Origin of the sequence: Virgisporangium aurantiacum, assembly GCF_016863635.1 — a bacterium.
Classification (GTDB): Bacteria; Actinomycetota; Actinomycetes; order Mycobacteriales; family Micromonosporaceae; genus Virgisporangium; species Virgisporangium aurantiacum.
On the sequence record NZ_BOPG01000072.1, the window covers coordinates 1 to 16,301 of the forward strand.

A 16,301-nucleotide genomic window follows, 5' to 3' on the forward strand; every position below is an offset into this window, starting at 1 on the left:
GGATCTCGGCCAACCCGGAACGGGCGTGCGAATCACCGGCGGAACGAGCCTGCCAAGCCTCGTTGCCAACCAGCCAGTCGAACGACTCGGTTTGGATGGCGAGGAGGTTGGGTACCTCGAGGTGCTCGGTGATGCGGCCGAAGGAAACCCGGCGTGGAGCGAATGCGCTAGACGAACTGATGGTCTTCGCAGGGCGGGAAGCTGCCAAGATGCGTCCTTCCGAGGACCGGTGATGCTACGACCGTTTCGCGTGCATACCGACGGCCCCTGATGTGAGCAACCGTTGCTAAACGAATGCAGGCAGGGTTCTAGTCGGAAGACAGCGCAATCTAACACTGTAGCCGCGAAAGCCAGCGGTGTCCAGCCCGCGTGCACAGCGAGTTTGCCCGGACCTCTCAAGAGGCCCGCGGCACGCTCCGCAGAGCACAGAACCGCAGGTGGCGGCCCTGGTGCCTCCCCCCGCGGCAGCGGCTCCGGCTCACCGGCGGGACGCAACTCCGGGGGTCTTCCTCCGGCACCAGGTCTGGTGCCGGCCCCTCGTCGGAGGCGCTCCCGGCGGAGGCGGCTAGGCCGTCTTATCCGCGGCGTGGGTTGCTGTCCACGGTCGAGAGTAGTGCTGGTTCAGCGTGCCTAACCCGTGGTCACCCCGTCAAGGGTTACCGGCCGACCACGCCGCGCACGATCCGACTCCCGACCCACAAACTACATCAAATCGGACGGGTCGGCCAGGGTCCGCAGATGCACGAGGGGCGGGCAGCCGTACCGGCTGCCCGCCCCTGACGCGGTATGGCTACTTCAGGGTGACCTTGGCGCCCTCGGCCTCGAGCTTCTCCTTGGCCTTGTCGGCGGTCTCCTTGTTGACCTTCTCCAGGATCGCCTTCGGAGCGGCCTCGACCGTGTCCTTGGCCTCCTTCAGGCCCAGGCCGGTCAGCTCGCGCACGACCTTGATGACCTGGATCTTCTTGCCACCGTCGGACTCCAGGACGACGTCGAACTCGTCCTTCTCCTCCTCGACCGGGGCAGCGGTGGCACCGCCGCCACCGGCAGCGGCGATCGCAACCGGAGCGGCGGCCTTGACGTCGAACTGCTCCTCGAACGCCTTGATGAACTCCGAGAGCTCGATCAGCGTCATTTCCTTGAACGCGTCGAGCAGCTCGCTGCTGCTGAGCTTCGCCATGATATTTCCTCTTCTCGCGTCTGGTTCGGCTTATTCGGCCGCGGCCTCGGCACCCGCACCCTGCTTTTCCTGCAGAGCCGCGGCCAGCCTGGCCATCTGGGTGAGCGGGGCCTGGAAGGTGGCCGCCGCCTTGCTCAGGTTCGCCTTCATCGCGCCGGCGAGCTTCGCCAGCAGCACATCGCGGGACTCGAGGTCGGCGAGCTGGCGGACCTCGTCCGCCGACACCGACTTGCCCTCGAAGACACCGCCCTTGATCACCAGCAGCGGGTTTGTCTTCGCGAAGTCGCGCAGACTCTTGGCCGCCTCAACCGGGTCACCGGAGACGAAGGCGAGCGCGGTGGGACCAGTGAACAGCGTGTCGAGACCGGCGATGCCCGCCTCCGTTGCCGCACGCTTGGCCAGCGTGTTCTTCGCCACCGCGTAGGTGGTCTCGCGGCCAAGTGACCGCCTGAGCTCCTTGAGCTGCGCGACCGTGAGGCCGCGGTACTCCGTGATCAGCGCCGCCGACGAGTCGCGGAATTGATCGGTGAGCTCGGCAACGGCGGTGGCCTTGTCGGCCCGAACCGGCTTGTCCGTCATGTCCCTCCTCTCTCGTTACCTCGGGGCTGGTCTTCTCGAAAGACCCCGGACAAGAGAGACGCCCCGGCGCAGGGCGCACGGAGCATTCAGAGGCATGCGGACCGATGGGAACGCGAGCCGATGACGCTTCCGTCCATCCTGCGCGGGCCGCCCGCCTCAGCGGGACCTTCGAACAAAGTTGACCAGCGGTCTTCGGGTGGAACTTCGCGGCAAGGGTACGTGACGTGGTTGCCTGTCGCCAAATCGGTGGTCGGTTTTGGGCGGATCAACTTGCTCCGGCAGATTTTGGAGCGGTTATGCCTCCGCAAGTTGATCCGCCCAAAACCTCAGCCGACGGCGTCCGTTCGGCCAACCCCGTCACGTATGCCGGCTCAAACAGCGGAGAGGGGGAGGTCGGCATCGAGCCGACCTCCCCCTCCCGGTGGTTGCTGCCGCGTTCTTGCTCGCGGTTATGCGGGGGTTTCGTCGCCGCGGAGGTTGCGGGTCTGGTTGGGGTCGACCGGGATGCCGGGGCCCATCGTGGTGGTCAGGAAGACCTTCCGCAGGTACTTGCCCTTGGCCGCCGACGGCTTGATCCGCAGCACCTCGTCGAGCACCGCGGCGTAGTTGTCGATCAACTGCGTGTCGGTGAAGCTCGCCTTGCCGATGATCAGGTGCACGTTGGCGTGCTTGTCGTTCCGGAAGGTGATCTTGCCGCCCTTGATGTCGGACACGGCCTTGGTCACGTCCATCGTCACGGTGCCCGTCTTGGGGTTCGGCATCAGGCCGCGCGGGCCCAGAATCCGCGCGATCCGGCCGATCTTGGCCATCTGGTCGGGCGTGGCGATGGCGGCGTCGAAGTCGAGCCAGCCCTCCTGGATGCGGGCGACGAGCTCGTCGGTGCCCACGACGTCGGCACCGGCGGCCTCGGCCTCGGCGGCCTTCGCACCGGCGGCGAACACGATCACCCGGGCGGTCTTACCCGTGCCGTGCGGCAGGTTGACCGTGCCGCGCACCGTCTGGTCGGCCTTCCGCGGGTCGATGCCCAGCCGGAACGCCACCTCGACGGTGGGGTCGAACTTGACGGTGGTGGTGTCCTTGGCCAGCTTCACGGCGTCGGCCGGGCTGTAGAGGGCCGACCGGTCGATCTGCTCGGCGACCTTGCGGTAGTTCTTGCTGCGTTGCGCCATTCTTCAAGCTCCTGTGGTCACTGGCGGGCGCACGCGCGCCCTCCCACTGTGTGGTGGATCAGTCCTTGATCGTGATGCCCATCGAGCGCGCGGTACCCGAGATGATCTTCTCGGCGGCCTCGATGTCGTTGGCGTTGAGGTCGGCCATCTTCTTCTGCGCGATCTCGCGCAGCTGGTCTTTGCTGATCGCGCCGACCTTGGCCGACTGCGGCGTGCCAGAGCCCTTCTGAACGCCGGCGGCCTTGATCAGCAGCTGCGCTGCCGGCGGCGTCTTCAGGATGAACTGGAACGAGCGGTCTTCGAACACGCTGATCTGCGCGGGGACGATGTCGCCGCGCATGGACTCCGTCTGGGCGTTGTAGGCCTTGACGAACTCCATGATGTTCACGCCGTGCTGGCCCAGCGCCGGGCCGACCGGCGGTGCCGGAGTGGCCTGGCCTGCCGGCAGCTGAAGCGTGAAGGTCTTGACGAGCTTCTTCTTCGGAGGCATGGCTGTGTGACGTCTTTCCTTCTGGGCTGTTCAGCCCGGCGCGGGACGCGCCGGGCCGATGGAACTGCTGAACTCCAGGATCAGATCTTGGAGACCATGTTGAAGGTGAGCTCGACCGGGGTCTCGCGACCGAAGATCGAAACCTGCACCTTGAGCTTCTGCTGGTCGGCGTTGATCTCGGCGATCGTGCCGTGCAGCGAGGCGAACGCGCCCTCGGTGACGGTGACCGAGTCGCCCACCTCGAAGTCGAGAACCTTGATCTCGGCCTTCTTGGTGTCCTTCGCCGGCGCGGCCGGCGCGAGCCACTTGAGCACCTCGTCGAGCGACAGCGGTGCCGGCCGGTCGGCCCGGTCGGTGGCACCGACGAAGCCGGTGACCCCGGGCGTGTTGCGCACGCAGGAGTAGGACTCCGCGGTGAGCTCCATCCGGACCAGGATGTAGCCCGGGAAGACCTTGTTCTGGACCTGCTGCCGCTTGCCGCCCTTGACCTCTACCTCTTCCCGGGTGGGGACCTCCACCTGGTAGATGTAGTCCTCCATGTCGAGGCTGGTGATCCGGGTCTCGAGGTTGGTCTTGACCTTGTTCTCGTACCCCGCGTACGAGTGGATCACATACCAGTCGCCGGGGGCGAACCGCAGTGCCTGGCGCATCTCGGCGACCGGGTCGACCGGGGGCTCGTCGGACGCCGGCGGCGCCGCTTCGGGCCGTGCCGCTTCGGGCAGGGCCACCTCGACTTCGGGAAGGTCGACTTCGGGAAGGTCGGCCTCGGGGAGGGCGGCTTCCGGCAGTGTCGACTCGTCGGCGTCGTCGGCCCCGTCGGCCGTGTCAGTGTCACCCGACTCGGCGAGGTCGGCCAGCGGATCGTGGGTGGTGACGCCCGCGGCGCCGCCCGTTGGACGGTTGTCGTCGAACTCGTTGGTCTGTGTCATCTATGTCTACTCCGCCGCCGCACCACCGTCGCCGAAGACCCACAGCACACCCTTGGCGAAGACCCAGTCGAGCCCGGCGACGATCGTCAGCATCAATGCGACGAAGACCACGACCACGGCCGTGTACGTCAACAGCTCTTTCCGAGTCGGCCAGATGACCTTGCGGAGTTCGGCGACCACTTCCCGGAAAAAGTTAACAAAACGCCCAAAGATGTTCGGGCGGTCGCCCGACTTGGACTTCGTCGACTTCTTGTCGCCGGGGCGGCTGGACCGCCCCTTTGTTCCGGGCTTGGTGTTGGACTTGGCGTCTACCTTGTCCTTGCTCTTGGTCTTGGTCAGACTTGCGCCCCGGCCACGCGCGCCCGAGCGGGCGACGACCGGTTCGTCCTCGTCGTCGTCTTCATCGTCGTCTTCGTCGATGTCGAAGTCGTCGTCGTCATCATCCAGCTCGTCGTCGGCGAGATCCTCATCGACCGCGGCCTCATCGTCGAACTCGTCGAGGCGGTCGTCTTCGCCGCGCCGCTTCCTGTCGGCCAATTCAACCTCTCCGTGCCTCGCAGTGGATGTTCCGCCGGGGACCTCAGCGTGCAACGCAGGCCCGCAGGTTCGAACTTCGCGCAGGACGCGTGTAATTCATCGGCGCAGGGGCGACAGGACTCGAACCTGCAACCTGCGGTTTTGGAGACCGCTGCGCTGCCAATTGCGCCACACCCCTGTGTCGCGGACCGATCCGATCCGACCCCGGGCAGGCCGAGGAAGGGTCAATCAACCCACGGGCGACAAGTGTACGGGTTACCCCTCCAGATCCCCAACCGGGTCACCGTCAGCGATTACGGACGACCGCGCGGGCCGCTCCCAGCACCTTCTCGCCGCCGCTGATCGCCGTCACGTCGATCTTGAAATGGCCCTCGTCGGTCTCCGCCGTGACCTTCCCGGAGACCGTGACCTCGACGCCGGTGTCGTCGTCGGGAACGACCACCGGACGGGTGAACCGCACGCTCACGTCGACCACCGCGGCCGGGTCGCCGGTCCAGGTGGTGAGCGCCCGCCCCACCAGCGCCATCGTGAACATGCCGTGGGCGATGACCCCCGGCAGGCCGGCGCCGGTCGCGAGCCGGTCGCTCCAGTGGATCGGGTTGAAGTCGAGGGACGCGCCCGCGTACCGGACGAGGTTCGCCCGGGTGACCACGTACGTCTGCGCCGGAAGGCCGGCACCCACCTCCAGCGTCATCTCACGCCTCTCCACGAGCGACCAGCTTGGACCACGTGGTCACCACGGGCTCCCCGGCGGTGGTCGCGATGTCGGCCCGCAGCGCGATCGAATCGAGGCCGGCCCGGCTGGTCAACTTCTCGATCATGGTGACGCAGACCAGCTCGTCGCCGGCGCGGATCGGACGGACGTAGGCGAACCGCTGGTCGCCGTGCACCATGCGGGCGTAGTCGAAGTTCAGCCCGGGGTCGTCGCTGATCAGGCGGGTGGCCGGCATCGTGATCACGATCGGGAACGTGGGCGGGGCGATCACGTCGGGGTGCCCGAGGGCCTGTGCGGCAGCCGGGTCGTGGTACGCGGCGTCGGTGACGCCGATCGCCTCGGCGAACTCCCGGATCTTCTCCCGCCCCACCTGGTAGGGCTCGGTGGGAGGGAAGGTTCGGCCCTCGTAGGCCATGTTCAACGCCATGGCCACAAAAAGTACCGGCCGGCTCCCCGCTGTTCGCGGGTGGCCGGCCGGAACGTGATCTGCGGGTCAGCGGGTTTCGCGGTGCGCCGTGTGCTTCCCGCACTTCGGGCAGAACTTCTTCAGCTCCAGCCGGTCGGGATCGTTGCGGCGGTTCTTCTTCGTGATGTAGTTCCGGTTCTTGCATTCGACACACGCCATCGTGATCTTCGGACGGATGTCAGTCGACTTGGCCACGGTGGGGTGCCTCTCTACCTTCTAAACGGAACTGCCACGAATACGTGTAGCGGTGGCCGGACTTGAACCGGCGACACAGCGATTATGAGCCGCTTGCTCTGCCATCTGAGCTACACCGCCGAGCCCGATCATCAGAGCCCAACTTCGGGCTTGAACCCGGAGCCCCCTTACGGAATCGAACCGTAGACCTTCTCCTTACCATGGAGACGCTCTGCCGACTGAGCTAAGGGGGCGTCGTACGACCTACCCGGCGCACGCGCACGGGTAAGAGTACACGTCCTCCACCCCGGCACGAAATCGGCTTACCGGTACCTCACGGAACCGCCCGCAACCAGCGCACCTCGCCGCCCTTGGCGGGCTGCGCCTCGGTGCGCGCGGCCAGCCAGGCATGGAGCCGTTCGTCGGGCAGCGGCCGGCTGAACAGGAAGCCCTGGCCCAGGTCGCAGCCGATCTCCTCGAGCTTGGCCAGGGTCAACTCGCTCTCCACGCCCTCGGCGACCACGGCCAGGTTGAACCGGCGCGACAGGTCGACCACGGCCCGCACGATCGCCAGGTCGCCGGTGTCGGTGGCCATGCCCTGCACGAACAGCTTGTCGATCTTCACCTCGGTGATCGGCAGCCGGCGCAGCAGCGCCAGCGACGAGTACCCGGTGCCGAAGTCGTCGATCGACAGCCGCACGCCGATGAGACGCAGCCGGCGCAGCGCCTCCAGCGACCGCGTCTGGTCGCCGAGCAGCGCGTCTTCACCGATCTCCAGGGTCAGCCGGTCGGCGTCGACGCCGTACTCGTGCAGCAGGGCGGCCACCTGGTCGGGCCAGCGGGTGTCGGCGAGGTTGCGCGGCGAGACGTTCACGGAGACGCCGAGCGCGCGTCCCTCGTCGGCCCACTCCCGGCACCGGCGGAGCGCCTGCCGCAGCACCAGTTCGGTCAGCTGGGCGATCTGGCCGGTGTGCTCGGCCACCGCCACGAAGTCCTCCGGGCTGACCGGCCCGTACACCGGGTGCTCCCAGCGGGCCAGGCACTCCACCCCCACCACCCGCCGGTCGGCGAGGGCGACCTTGGGCTGGAAGTAGACCTCGACCTCGTTGTTCGACAGCCCGCGGCGCAGGTCGGCCGCGAGCCCGAGGCGGCGCACCGACCGCGACTCCAGGCCGGCGTTGTAGGTCTGCGAGCCGGCGGTGACCTTCGCCGCGTGGGTGGCGACGTCGGCCCGCTGGAGCAGGAGTTCGGGGTCGTCGCCGTGATCGGGGTGCACCGCGACGCCGACCGTGGTGTCGATGTCGACCGCCATCGTGTCGAAATGCATCGGCTCGCGCAGGCCGGTGCGGATCTCGTCGGCCAGCGCGAGCGCCGAGTCGATCCCCTTGACCCGCATGACCACGGCGAACTCGTCGCCGCCCACCCGGGCGACCAGCGCGGCCGCCGGCACGAGCGTGCGCAGCCGGTTGGCGACCTCGGTGAGCACCTCGTTGCCGGCCTTGTGCCCGAGGGACTCGTTGACGCTGCGCAGGCTGATCACGTCGAACTGGATGACGGCCACCGCCTCGCCCGGCGTGCGGGAGCTGATCACCTCGTTCAGGCCGCTGATCAGGCGCCGCCGGTTGGGCAGGCCGGTCAACGTGTCGTAGTTGGCGTCGTACCGCAGCCGGTCGACCAGCCGGGAGTTCTCCACGGCGACGCCGATGTGCGCCGCGAGCGTCTCGACCGCGCGGAGGTCGTCGGGGTTGAAATGCGACATCGTGCCCAGCCGGCCGGCCACCTCGATCGTGCCGATCACCGCGTTACCGGACCGCAACGGCACCACGATGACGTCCTTGGTGCCGAGGTCGGTCAGCTGGGTGCGCAGCTCGCGGGTGTCCTCCAGCCTGGGCAGCTTCTCGCCGATCGTCACCGGCTCGCCCGTGTCGAAGGCCCGGCGCCGCACGGCGGCGGGCGTCGGCGCCGAGTCGAGCAGGCCGCGGTAGTCGAGCGTGGCGGTGAGGAGCACCTCCGGGAACCGACCGCGCGCCGGCAGCCAGAGGGTGGCCGACTCGGCCTGCACCATGGCGCGCAGGCGCCCGAGCGCCACGTCGGCGAGGCGGCCCTCGGTGACGCTGGCAGAGGTGGCCCGGGTTATCTCGTGGATCTCGGTGAGGCTGTGATGCTGAGCCGCAAACCGCGCGTAGACGCGGTACACCATGGCCAGCCCGATGGCCAGGCCGGCGAGGAGCAGCCCGGACCACATCGTCTCGTTGAGCGCCAGCAGCGTGACCAGGCCGAGTGTGATGTTGACGCCGGTGGCGATCGCGTGCGGCACGAAGACCCGGACCAGCTGCGGCAGGTGCACCGTGCTCTGCACCAGGGCGGACACCGCCGTGAGGCCGACCGTGTTCATCACCATGTTCGACGCCACCGCCACGGCCAGCACCAGCCAGCCCCGTGGCGTGAGATCCCGCGACGTGCCGAACGCCGCGACCACCATGTTGGCGCAGGCCGTACCGGCGGCGGCCGACGCGACGTTGAAGGTGCCCTTGGTCCAGCCGAGCCGCCGCGCGTACTGGACGGCGACGGCGGCGACCACCCGGATCAGCAGAACGCCGAGCGGCGGTAAATAGAACAGGGCCAGGATGAATGGAAGTTCGGTGAGCGCGGCCGTGAAGTTCTGCCGGCGCACGGTGAGATGCAAAGGCACGAGCGCCGGAAGGAACAGGAGCACGCAGTACAGGCCCGCGACAAACGGGTCTCCGACGATCTCCGGACTTAACGGACCATCAAGATCACTCAGAACCGCGAGGGTGAGCGATGCCGCGAAGATGAACAGCGGGACTGTGACAAACCAGGCCCGCGCGGGGGATGCGGGCACGTCAGAACGAGGACGAGCCACCCACCCCTCCCGGAGAAGCCTAAATGCGGCCTAGCCGGGTCAGCGGACCACAGTGTGGTTGACCGGCGAGGTCCAATCGATGTCGGCGGCGTTCGAGGTCGCCATTGAACCGAAGATTCCGAGCGCTATGGCAGCAGCAGCGAGCCCAGCGACCACCAGCCGACGGATAGTACGTGGCTTCATACCGCAACTCCTGTGGCCAAGGTAAGTCCGTGGTAGTGGTATCCCCGATCGTGCCATAGGCAAAACCGCACAGGAAACCCCGGGCCGCGCGCCGACCGATCGATCCGCACACTTCGGCCTTTCGGTCAATTTGGTGACGGCGAACGGCGGATGTTTTCAACATCTGTGAGTACGGGCGGTGCCTGTGGGTCAGCGCGGTTCCCGAGTGACAACTTGATCACCGTATCAAGACGGGATCACCAGAAGATCGGGGCGCAGCCGGGCGAGCGACTCGCCCCGGTCGGTGAGCACCGGCCAACCACGCTCGGTAGCGAGCAGCACCACCATCGCCGCCAGGCGGTCGCCCGACGCACGGGAGACGAGACGGTCGAAAAGCGGCCCCTGCGCGACCGCGCCGTCGACCGCGACGACCATCGGCTCGGCCAGCAACGCGGCGAGCCTTGCCCGCGGGTTGAGCGCCGGCCGCCGCTGGGCGGCCGCCGCGAGAGCCGGCAACGGGACGAGCAACGTGCGACCCGTTCGCTCGGCCATCGCGCGCACGCTGGCGGCGTACTCGTTTCCCTCGACGAACGCGACCAGGGCGCTGATGTCGAGCACCCAACCGCCGATCGCCCCTGCTGGCGGCGCTTCCAGCACGCCACCACGAAGTACCAGTGAGATGACCCTGGCCCGACTCGATTGACCCGATGCCTCATTTATGGCCCGCCCGGCCCGCGTGTCCATTTCACTATTAGAACACGTGTTCGATCAGATACGGCATCCTCCGGCCGATGGAAAGGCGATGGCAATCGAGGCGGCGGGTGCGACCCGGTGGCGTCCCTACGGGGTCGGCGCCGCGCTCCTCGGTGCCGCCGTCGGCGCGGCCGCGCAGGTGGCTCTCCGGCGGCGCCGGCTCAACCGGGCCGCCCTCGACGCGGTTACGGACGGTGTTGTCATCGTCGACCGCCACGGCCGGGTGACCCGGACCAACCGGGCCGCCCGCGAACTGCTCGGGCTGCCCGACACGTCGTTGCGGGTCACCGACCTGCCGGCCGGGCTGGTGGACCCGGCGGTCGGCGAGATCACGGTGGTCGACCGCCAGCTCGGGCTCGCGTCACATCGTCTGCCCGACGGCGCCGGAACCGTCACCGTCATCTCCGACGTGACCGACCGCAAGCGCGCCGACCGGAACCTCGCCGCGCACATCGTGGCGCTCGAAGGCCAGCTCGCCCTGCTCGACCTGGCCCACGACGCCGTCCTGATCCGCGACGCCGAAGACCGGATCACCTACTGCAACCGGGCGGCCGAGACGCTGTACGGCCGCCCGCGCGCGGAGCTGCTCGGCATGCGCGCCGCCGCCCTGTTCGACCCGACCGCCGGCGACCGGAGCGAGGTCGACACCGCGCTGCTCGTCACCGGCCTGTGGACCGGCGAACTGCGCCACCGCCGGGCCGACGGCGGGACGGTCTTCGTGCACAGCCGGCAGGCGATGCGCCGGGACGCGAACGGCCGGCCGCACGCCGTCATCGAGATCAACAGCGACGTCACCGGCCACCGCCTGGCCGAGGCCAAGTTGCGGATGACCGAGGAACAGCAGCGCCTGCTCCTCGACGGCGCCCGTGACCATGCCGTCGTCAGCCTCGACCCGGATGGCGTCGTCACCAGCTGGAGCCCCAGCGCGGAACGGCTGTTCGGATTCACCGAGAGCGAGATCGTCGGGCAGCCGGCGACGGCGTTCTTCCGTCCCGAGGACGTCTCCGCCGGTCTGCTCGCCCGCATCCTCGCCGACGCCCGCGAGACCGGCCGCGTCGAGACCGCGGGACCGCGGGTGCGGCAGGACGGCTCGACGTTCTGGGCCACCACCGTGGTCACCGCGGCCGTCGCCGAGGACGGCACGCTGCGCGGGTTCGTCAACGTGATCCGCGACGACACGCCCCGGCGCGAGGTCGAGGAGCAGGCCGTCGTGCTCGACACCGAACTCCGCGAACTCGACCGGATGCGGAACGACCTCATCGCGACCGTCTCGCACGAGCTGCGCACCCCGCTCACCAGCATCCGCGGGTACACGGAGCTGCTGCTGGAGGAGGAGGCCGGCGAACTCGGCTCGATCCAGCGCCGGATGCTCGACGTGATCGACACCAACGGCGCGCGCCTGCTGTCGCTGGTGGAGGACCTGCTGTCGTTCGCGAAGGTCGACACCGGCGAGTTCGCGCTGTCTCCCGAACTGGTCGACATGGCCGACCTGCTGGCGTCCGTCGACACCACCGTGCGGCCGGCGCTGCCGACCGGGCTGCTGCTCGACCTGGTGATCTCCGCCGCGGTGCCACCGGTACCGGCCGACCCGACGCACATCAACCGGGCCGTGCTGAGCCTGCTGAGCAACGCGGTGAAGTTCTCCCCCGCCGGCGGGGTCATCACACTGACCGGCGAGTACGACGAGAACGAGGTGCGCCTGTCGGTGCGCGACACCGGCATCGGCATCCCGCCGGAGGAGCAGGCACGGCTGTTCCAGCGCTTCTTCCGCTCGACGCTGGCCCGCGAAAAGCACATTCAGGGGACCGGGCTGGGGCTCGCCCTGGTGAAGACGATCGCCGAGGCGCACGGCGGGCGGGTCACGCTGGAGTCGGAGGTCGGCAAGGGCACGTGCGTCACGCTGCACCTCCCCCGCGCTCTTCCACGTGATTGACGTCCGCGAGGACGCCGTAGTGGTCGCTGAGCCGGACGCCGTCCACCGGTGCGGTGCCGATTCTCCGCGCCGCCGTCACCTCCAGATCGGGTGACACGAACACGTAGTCGATGCGCCCGGCCGTCCAGGTGTCGCCCGGGCCGGAACCGGCGCGCTCCCACGCGTCCACAAAGATCTTTCTGATGAGGCGGATGCTCGCGCTGCCCGGCGTGGCGTTGAGATCACCGGCGACGATGGTTCTTCCGCTGCCGCGGATGCGCCGGGCCTGGCTCTCGCGGGCGGCGGCCGCGTCCGGCTCCCAGGGCGTGGTCGGTGCGACGATCCGCAGGTCGTTCGAGGTGACGACGGTGAGCGTCCACCAGTGGAAACGGGCGCCGGGTTCGCTCTCGCTGACCTCCTCGACGGTGTGCGGCCATTTCGTGGCGACGGCGGTGCCACCGTATTCGTCGGGGCTGTTCGGCAGCACCTGTTGCTGGTGGGTGGCGGTGAGGCCGGTGCCGGCGAGAAGCTGTTGTAACTGGCCGGGAAACCGGACCTCCTGCAGGGCGACGACGTCGGGGGCCAGGCGGCGGAGTTCCCGGTTGATGAGGCCGGTGCGCCGGGGGTCGCCCTCGTCGTTCTGCACGTTGAACGTGAGTATCCGCATGGGTGGCCCTTACCCGTCCGTCGATCGAAACGATCCATTCGGCGTCGTTACTGACAGTGGCCGCGCGGCCGAGGCGACCTCGGCGGTGGTCACCGTCGATCTGCCCCGCCTGGCGCCGGACGTGAACCGGGTGCTGGTGGCGGGTTCGCTGGAGAGCGGCACCTTCGACTCGGTGCCCGATCTGCGGGTTGCGGTGCTGAGCCGGGCTCAGCCGGTGGCCGAGTTCGTCGTCGAAGACGTCGAGCCGGTGACGGCGATGGTCTTCGGAGAGCTGTACCGGCGCGGCGACGTCTGGAAGTTCCGCGCGGTCGGACAGGGCTGGGCGAGCGGACTCGCCGGCCTGGCCACCGATTACGGAATCAGCGTCGAAGACGGGTCGTCGGTCGTCTCGCAGGCCGAATCGCTGCGCCATCTGCAGCAGCTGGTCACGTTCGCGTTCGCGGACGACCTGATCGAGCAGCACGAGGTCGACGAGTAGGAGTACGTCGCCGCGATCCTCACCGGAATCGTGAAGGTCAGCCGCCGGACGGCCACGGTGTCGATCCCCGCCCAACGCGACTCGCGGGCGATCCCGCACCACATCAAGGTCGAGGTCTGGCGCCGCGACGGTGGAGCCTGCGTCGACTGCAGCGCCTCCGAGTACCTGGAATTCGACCATGTCATCCCGTGGAGCCGGGGCGGTGCCTCGAGCGTCGGCAATCTGCAATTGCTGTGCCGCAAGTGCAACCTCGCCAAGGGCGCGCGGATCTAGTCTTCGATTGGGACCTCGTAGTCGAGGCCGAGGCGGTCGGCGCGCAGCACGAACCGGGTGACCTCGAACGGGCGCTTCCAGTCGTCCATGCTGGTGTGGGTCATCTCGATCACGGGGACGCCGGGCGGGATCGCGAGGCTTTCGGCTTCGGCGGGCGTAGGCATCCGGGCCGTCACCTCTTCCCGGACGACCGCCACCGGCCAGCCGAGCTCCTCGAAGCGGGCGTAGATGCTGCCGGGGCCGAGGTCCGTTGCGGTCGCGATCTCCGAGTCGCCGGCGATGGTGGCCGGTATATAGGTGACGCCGTGCTGCACCGGCTCGTCGTCGACGAAGTAGAGGTTCTCGCGCTGGACGACTTCGGTGCCCCGCCGCAGGCCGAGCCGGCGGGCGATGTCGTCGGATGCCTCGGCCCGCGTGACCGAGCGGGTCTCGGTCGCCGAGGTGCCGCCCTGGCCCGCCACCGCGATGCGGAACGGCGACAGGCCGGTCTCCTCCCGGCGCCGGCGGCTGTACCGGTCGGGGCGGAACCAGGTCCGGTGTTCTGCGCGCACGTCTTCGGTCCCCTTCACGTGCTGGTGATGCCGTCCAGGACGGTGATCAGGTTGTGGTCGAAGGTTTCCTCGGCGTTGAGGTGGGCGCCGTCGACGACGAGGCGGGCGACGGTGGGGTACCTGCCGGTTTCGAGCATCCGGGTGAGGTAGGGGCCGAGGCTGGCCTGCCAGCCCGCTTCGTCGGTGCCGGTGGTGCGGGCGGTGCGTCGCTCGGTGATCTCTCTGCGGATCGCCCCGATGAGAAAGGCGTTGAGGACGCCCAGAGCCCGCTGGAGATCGTCGAGGTTCCGCACGGCGGGGGCCTGGCTCAGCGCTGCCGCGGTCGACTCGCCCACGGCGAGGGCGTGCGGTCCGAGGTGTGGGCGTCCGCCGAGCAGGTCGGAGAACCACTCGTGATCGAGGGCGGCAGCGCGGGTCGCGTGGGAAATGGCCAGTACGGTCGCACGCCACTCCGGGTGCTTGCCGGCCTCGCCGATCCGGGCATAGATGACGTCGACCATCAGGTCGAGCAGTTCGGATCTGTTGATCACATAGTCGTAGAGCCGCATCGGACCGACGCCGAGCTCCTTGGCGATCTTGCGGATCGACAGGCCGTCGAGGCCGTGCGCGTCGGCGAGCCGGATCGCCGTGGCGGCGATCTTCTCGCGGCTCAACGGCACCGGCGCCGCCCGCGGCTGAGGTTCGGGCCGTTCCCAGACCGGCAGCGATGCGCTACCGTACGGCGTATCCATGAGGTACAGCGTACGGTAACGGAGTTGAAGATGCGAATTGCGATCGTCGGCGGCGGACTCGGCGGGCTGACGCTGGCACGGATCCTGCACCGGCGCGGCGTCGACGCGACGGTGTACGAGCGCGAGGCGAGCCGATCCGCGCGGTCGCAGGGCGGCTCGCTCGACCTGCACCCGGAGTCCGGGCAGCACGCGTTGGCCGAGGCGGGCCTCGCCGACGGGTTCCGGTCGCTGGCGCGACCCCAGGGCGAGGAACATCGCATTCTCGACCCGACCGGACGGACCCTGATACACCACGAACCGCAACCCGGCTCGTTCTCCGGACGCCCCGAGATCGACCGGAGCGCCCTTCGTGACCTTCTGCTCGACTCCCTCCCCGCCGACACGGTCGCGTGGGGACACCGGCTCGCCGCGGCGACCCCGCGACCCGGCGGCGGCTGGGAGCTGACATTCCACGGCGGTCACCGGGCCGGGTGCGACATCCTCATCGGCGCGGACGGCGCGCGCTCGGTGGTGCGGCCGCTGCTGATCGACGTCCAATTGTCTTCTGTGGCCATGCTCGTGGAGCTGACGATCGAAGACGTCGACCGGCGCCATCCCGATCTCGCCGAGCTGGTCGGCCCCGGGAACCTGTGGTGCGTCGGCGTGAGTCAGATCCTGGCGGCGCAACGCCTCGGCGACGGCAACCTACGGGTCGGGATCTCGGTGCCCGCGGGTTCTATCGGCAGCAAGCGCGCTCTGCTGGACCTGTTCGCTGACTGGAGCCCACGCCTCACCGCACTCATCGAGGCCGGCGACGGCGCACCGACACCGCGTCTCATCGAAACGATGCCCCTCGGGACGCGCTGGGCCACCCGCCCGGACGTCACCCTCATCGGCGACGCCGCGCACCTCATGCCACCCGTCGGCGAGGGCGCCAACCAGGCCATGCTCGACGCCGCCGAACTCGCCGCCGAACTCGCCGCCCACCTTGCCGCCGACCCGGGCTCGGCAATCCGGAAGTACGAGGAGGCGATGTTCGCCAGGATCCACCCGATCGCCGAGATGTCCGCACGGGTCCAGGCGATGATGCTGTCGCCGACCGCGGCGGACGACATCGTCCGCTTCTTCAGCCGGACTTAGCGTAGTCCCGGCTGAGCCAGTGCTCCGGTTCCATCCGGACGATCATCATGGTGGCCGCGACGTCTACGGTCGCTTCGAGGTAACGGTCGGCGTCTGGCCCCAGGTAGCGCTCGGCGAGGGCGCGCCGCTCCTCGGGCGTGGCCGGATCGATCGCGGACACCGGCCCCTCCACGGACACGTACCGGTACGGCGGCTGCTCGGTCTGCGCCAGCAGGCTCACCCGCCCGGCCGCACGAATCCGCTCGAGCTTGCGGGTGTCGGCTCCGGTGGAGAACCAGATCTGCCCGCCCGGCCGGTAGCCGTACCAGATCGGAACCGTCAACGGCGCCCGGCCGTCCCGGTCCGCGACACTCAGCACGCCGATCCTCGGCTCGGCCAGGAACGCCTCCCGCTCGACGGCCGTCATCGTCAATGTCACGTCGGCTCCCTTCGCCGTTCCATCTTCGCGCGCGGCCGGATCAGCCGCGCAGGGCCGAGACCGTGCCCGGTAGCGGGCGAGCGCGGCGTTCCGCGGGATCACATCCGCGACGCCGCC

Annotated in this window: 20 protein-coding genes and 3 tRNA genes; 4 read left to right on the forward strand and 19 right to left on the reverse strand. The window is 68.9% G+C overall.

The window, feature by feature from the left end:
- The 15 genes from Vau01_RS46915 to Vau01_RS46985 form a co-directional block, all read right to left on the reverse strand.
- Positions 1-208: hypothetical protein (locus tag Vau01_RS46915; RefSeq protein ID WP_204007141.1), on the reverse strand; the 208-nt coding region annotated here is incomplete at its 3' end.
- Positions 209-790: 582 nt separating this feature from the next.
- On the reverse strand, positions 791-1,177 hold the full coding sequence (gene rplL, locus Vau01_RS46920; RefSeq protein ID WP_204007143.1) for a 50S ribosomal protein L7/L12: 387 nt from the start codon (positions 1,175-1,177) through the stop codon (positions 791-793).
- Positions 1,178-1,207: 30 nt separating this feature from the next.
- The gene (rplJ, locus tag Vau01_RS46925) at positions 1,208-1,756 is read right to left on the reverse strand and encodes a 50S ribosomal protein L10 (protein WP_204007145.1); all 549 of its coding nucleotides are present in this window, start codon (positions 1,754-1,756) and stop codon (positions 1,208-1,210) included.
- A gap of 449 nt (positions 1,757-2,205) precedes the next feature.
- Positions 2,206-2,925, reverse strand: coding sequence for a 50S ribosomal protein L1 (gene rplA, locus Vau01_RS46930; RefSeq protein ID WP_204007147.1), 720 nt, complete (start codon positions 2,923-2,925; stop codon positions 2,206-2,208).
- A 58-nt stretch (positions 2,926-2,983) separates the two neighbouring features.
- Complete coding sequence (rplK, locus tag Vau01_RS46935; RefSeq protein ID WP_204007149.1) at positions 2,984-3,415, reverse strand: 50S ribosomal protein L11; 432 nt, start codon at positions 3,413-3,415, stop codon at positions 2,984-2,986.
- Between the two features lie 80 nt (positions 3,416-3,495).
- Positions 3,496-4,344 (reverse strand): transcription termination/antitermination protein NusG, encoded by an 849-nt coding sequence (gene nusG, locus Vau01_RS46940; RefSeq protein ID WP_239152439.1) that lies wholly within the window; start codon positions 4,342-4,344, stop codon positions 3,496-3,498.
- Between the two features lie 6 nt (positions 4,345-4,350).
- Positions 4,351-4,881 (reverse strand): preprotein translocase subunit SecE, encoded by a 531-nt coding sequence (gene secE / locus Vau01_RS46945; protein WP_204007151.1) that lies wholly within the window; start codon positions 4,879-4,881, stop codon positions 4,351-4,353.
- Positions 4,882-4,986: 105 nt separating this feature from the next.
- Positions 4,987-5,059, reverse strand: a tRNA-Trp gene (locus tag Vau01_RS46950).
- Between the two features lie 108 nt (positions 5,060-5,167).
- A complete protein-coding gene (locus Vau01_RS46955) occupies positions 5,168-5,575 on the reverse strand; it encodes a MaoC family dehydratase (RefSeq protein ID WP_204007360.1) in 408 nt (135 codons plus the stop codon).
- 1 nt (position 5,576) lies between these two features.
- Positions 5,577-6,023, reverse strand: coding sequence for an FAS1-like dehydratase domain-containing protein (locus Vau01_RS46960; RefSeq protein ID WP_204007154.1), 447 nt, complete (start codon positions 6,021-6,023; stop codon positions 5,577-5,579).
- A gap of 66 nt (positions 6,024-6,089) precedes the next feature.
- Entirely contained in the window at positions 6,090-6,257 is a 168-nt protein-coding gene (rpmG, locus tag Vau01_RS46965; protein ID WP_204007156.1) for a 50S ribosomal protein L33, read from the reverse strand.
- A gap of 47 nt (positions 6,258-6,304) precedes the next feature.
- Positions 6,305-6,377, reverse strand: a tRNA-Met gene (locus tag Vau01_RS46970).
- A gap of 40 nt (positions 6,378-6,417) precedes the next feature.
- Positions 6,418-6,490, reverse strand: a tRNA-Thr gene (locus Vau01_RS46975).
- Between the two features lie 80 nt (positions 6,491-6,570).
- Positions 6,571-9,099, reverse strand: coding sequence for a putative bifunctional diguanylate cyclase/phosphodiesterase (locus tag Vau01_RS46980; RefSeq protein ID WP_204007158.1), 2,529 nt, complete (start codon positions 9,097-9,099; stop codon positions 6,571-6,573).
- Positions 9,100-9,528: 429 nt separating this feature from the next.
- On the reverse strand, positions 9,529-9,939 hold the full coding sequence (locus Vau01_RS46985; protein WP_204007160.1) for a hypothetical protein: 411 nt from the start codon (positions 9,937-9,939) through the stop codon (positions 9,529-9,531).
- Positions 9,940-10,084: 145 nt separating this feature from the next.
- Between Vau01_RS46985 and Vau01_RS46990 the strand changes: the two genes are divergently transcribed.
- A complete protein-coding gene (locus tag Vau01_RS46990) occupies positions 10,085-11,968 on the forward strand; it encodes a PAS domain S-box protein (RefSeq protein WP_204007162.1) in 1,884 nt (627 codons plus the stop codon).
- On the opposite strand, the gene Vau01_RS46995 is transcribed toward Vau01_RS46990, so the two are convergent.
- Positions 11,931-12,614, reverse strand: coding sequence for an endonuclease/exonuclease/phosphatase family protein (locus Vau01_RS46995; protein WP_204007164.1), 684 nt, complete (start codon positions 12,612-12,614; stop codon positions 11,931-11,933). The two genes, Vau01_RS46990 and Vau01_RS46995, sit on opposite strands and share 38 nt — an antisense overlap.
- Between Vau01_RS46995 and Vau01_RS47000 the strand changes: the two genes are divergently transcribed.
- Both Vau01_RS47000 and Vau01_RS47005 read left to right on the forward strand, forming a co-directional pair.
- Complete coding sequence (locus tag Vau01_RS47000) at positions 12,613-13,092, forward strand: TerD family protein (protein WP_275424028.1); 480 nt, start codon at positions 12,613-12,615, stop codon at positions 13,090-13,092. The two genes, Vau01_RS46995 and Vau01_RS47000, sit on opposite strands and share 2 nt — an antisense overlap.
- Before the next feature lie 30 nt (positions 13,093-13,122).
- Complete coding sequence (locus Vau01_RS47005) at positions 13,123-13,365, forward strand: HNH endonuclease (protein ID WP_204007169.1); 243 nt, start codon at positions 13,123-13,125, stop codon at positions 13,363-13,365.
- On the opposite strand, the gene Vau01_RS47010 is transcribed toward Vau01_RS47005, so the two are convergent.
- Both Vau01_RS47010 and Vau01_RS47015 read right to left on the reverse strand, forming a co-directional pair.
- Positions 13,362-13,934 carry a GntR family transcriptional regulator gene (locus tag Vau01_RS47010; RefSeq protein ID WP_204007171.1) on the reverse strand — a complete coding sequence of 191 codons (573 nt, stop codon included), beginning with the start codon at positions 13,932-13,934 and terminating at the stop codon, positions 13,362-13,364. The genes Vau01_RS47005 and Vau01_RS47010 overlap by 4 nt on opposite strands.
- On the reverse strand, positions 13,931-14,647 hold the full coding sequence (locus Vau01_RS47015; RefSeq protein ID WP_239152441.1) for a TetR/AcrR family transcriptional regulator: 717 nt from the start codon (positions 14,645-14,647) through the stop codon (positions 13,931-13,933). Before Vau01_RS47015 ends, Vau01_RS47010 begins: the two co-directional genes overlap by 4 nt.
- A 30-nt stretch (positions 14,648-14,677) precedes the next feature.
- On the opposite strand from Vau01_RS47015, the gene Vau01_RS47020 reads away from it, so the two are divergent.
- The gene (locus Vau01_RS47020) at positions 14,678-15,766 is read left to right on the forward strand and encodes an FAD-dependent oxidoreductase (RefSeq protein WP_204007173.1); all 1,089 of its coding nucleotides are present in this window, start codon (positions 14,678-14,680) and stop codon (positions 15,764-15,766) included.
- Here Vau01_RS47020 and Vau01_RS47025 read toward each other — a convergent pair.
- The gene (locus tag Vau01_RS47025) at positions 15,753-16,184 is read right to left on the reverse strand and encodes a pyridoxamine 5'-phosphate oxidase family protein (protein ID WP_239152443.1); all 432 of its coding nucleotides are present in this window, start codon (positions 16,182-16,184) and stop codon (positions 15,753-15,755) included. The genes Vau01_RS47020 and Vau01_RS47025 overlap by 14 nt on opposite strands.
- Positions 16,185-16,301 lie beyond the last annotated feature (117 nt).

Excerpts from the sequence above, each read along its gene's own strand:
- rplL (WP_204007143.1), bottom strand. The coding sequence starts at position 1,177 with ATGGCGAAGCTCAGCAGCAGCGAGCTGCTCGACGCGTTCAAGGAAATG.
- rplJ (WP_204007145.1), bottom strand. The coding sequence starts at position 1,756 with ATGACGGACAAGCCGGTTCGGGCCGACAAGGCCACCGCCGTTGCCGAG.
- rplA (WP_204007147.1), bottom strand. The coding sequence starts at position 2,925 with ATGGCGCAACGCAGCAAGAACTACCGCAAGGTCGCCGAGCAGATCGAC.
- rplK (WP_204007149.1), bottom strand. The coding sequence starts at position 3,415 with ATGCCTCCGAAGAAGAAGCTCGTCAAGACCTTCACGCTTCAGCTGCCG.
- nusG (WP_239152439.1), bottom strand. The coding sequence starts at position 4,344 with ATGACACAGACCAACGAGTTCGACGACAACCGTCCAACGGGCGGCGCC.
- Vau01_RS46955 (WP_204007360.1), bottom strand. The coding sequence starts at position 5,575 with ATGACGCTGGAGGTGGGTGCCGGCCTTCCGGCGCAGACGTACGTGGTC.
- Vau01_RS46960 (WP_204007154.1), bottom strand. The coding sequence starts at position 6,023 with ATGGCGTTGAACATGGCCTACGAGGGCCGAACCTTCCCTCCCACCGAG.
- Vau01_RS46990 (WP_204007162.1), top strand. The coding sequence starts at position 10,085 with ATGGCAATCGAGGCGGCGGGTGCGACCCGGTGGCGTCCCTACGGGGTC.
- Vau01_RS47000 (WP_275424028.1), top strand. The coding sequence starts at position 12,613 with ATGGGTGGCCCTTACCCGTCCGTCGATCGAAACGATCCATTCGGCGTC.
- Vau01_RS46995 (WP_204007164.1), bottom strand. The coding sequence starts at position 12,614 with ATGCGGATACTCACGTTCAACGTGCAGAACGACGAGGGCGACCCCCGG.
- Vau01_RS47015 (WP_239152441.1), bottom strand. The coding sequence starts at position 14,647 with ATGGATACGCCGTACGGTAGCGCATCGCTGCCGGTCTGGGAACGGCCC.
- Vau01_RS47020 (WP_204007173.1), top strand. The coding sequence starts at position 14,678 with ATGCGAATTGCGATCGTCGGCGGCGGACTCGGCGGGCTGACGCTGGCA.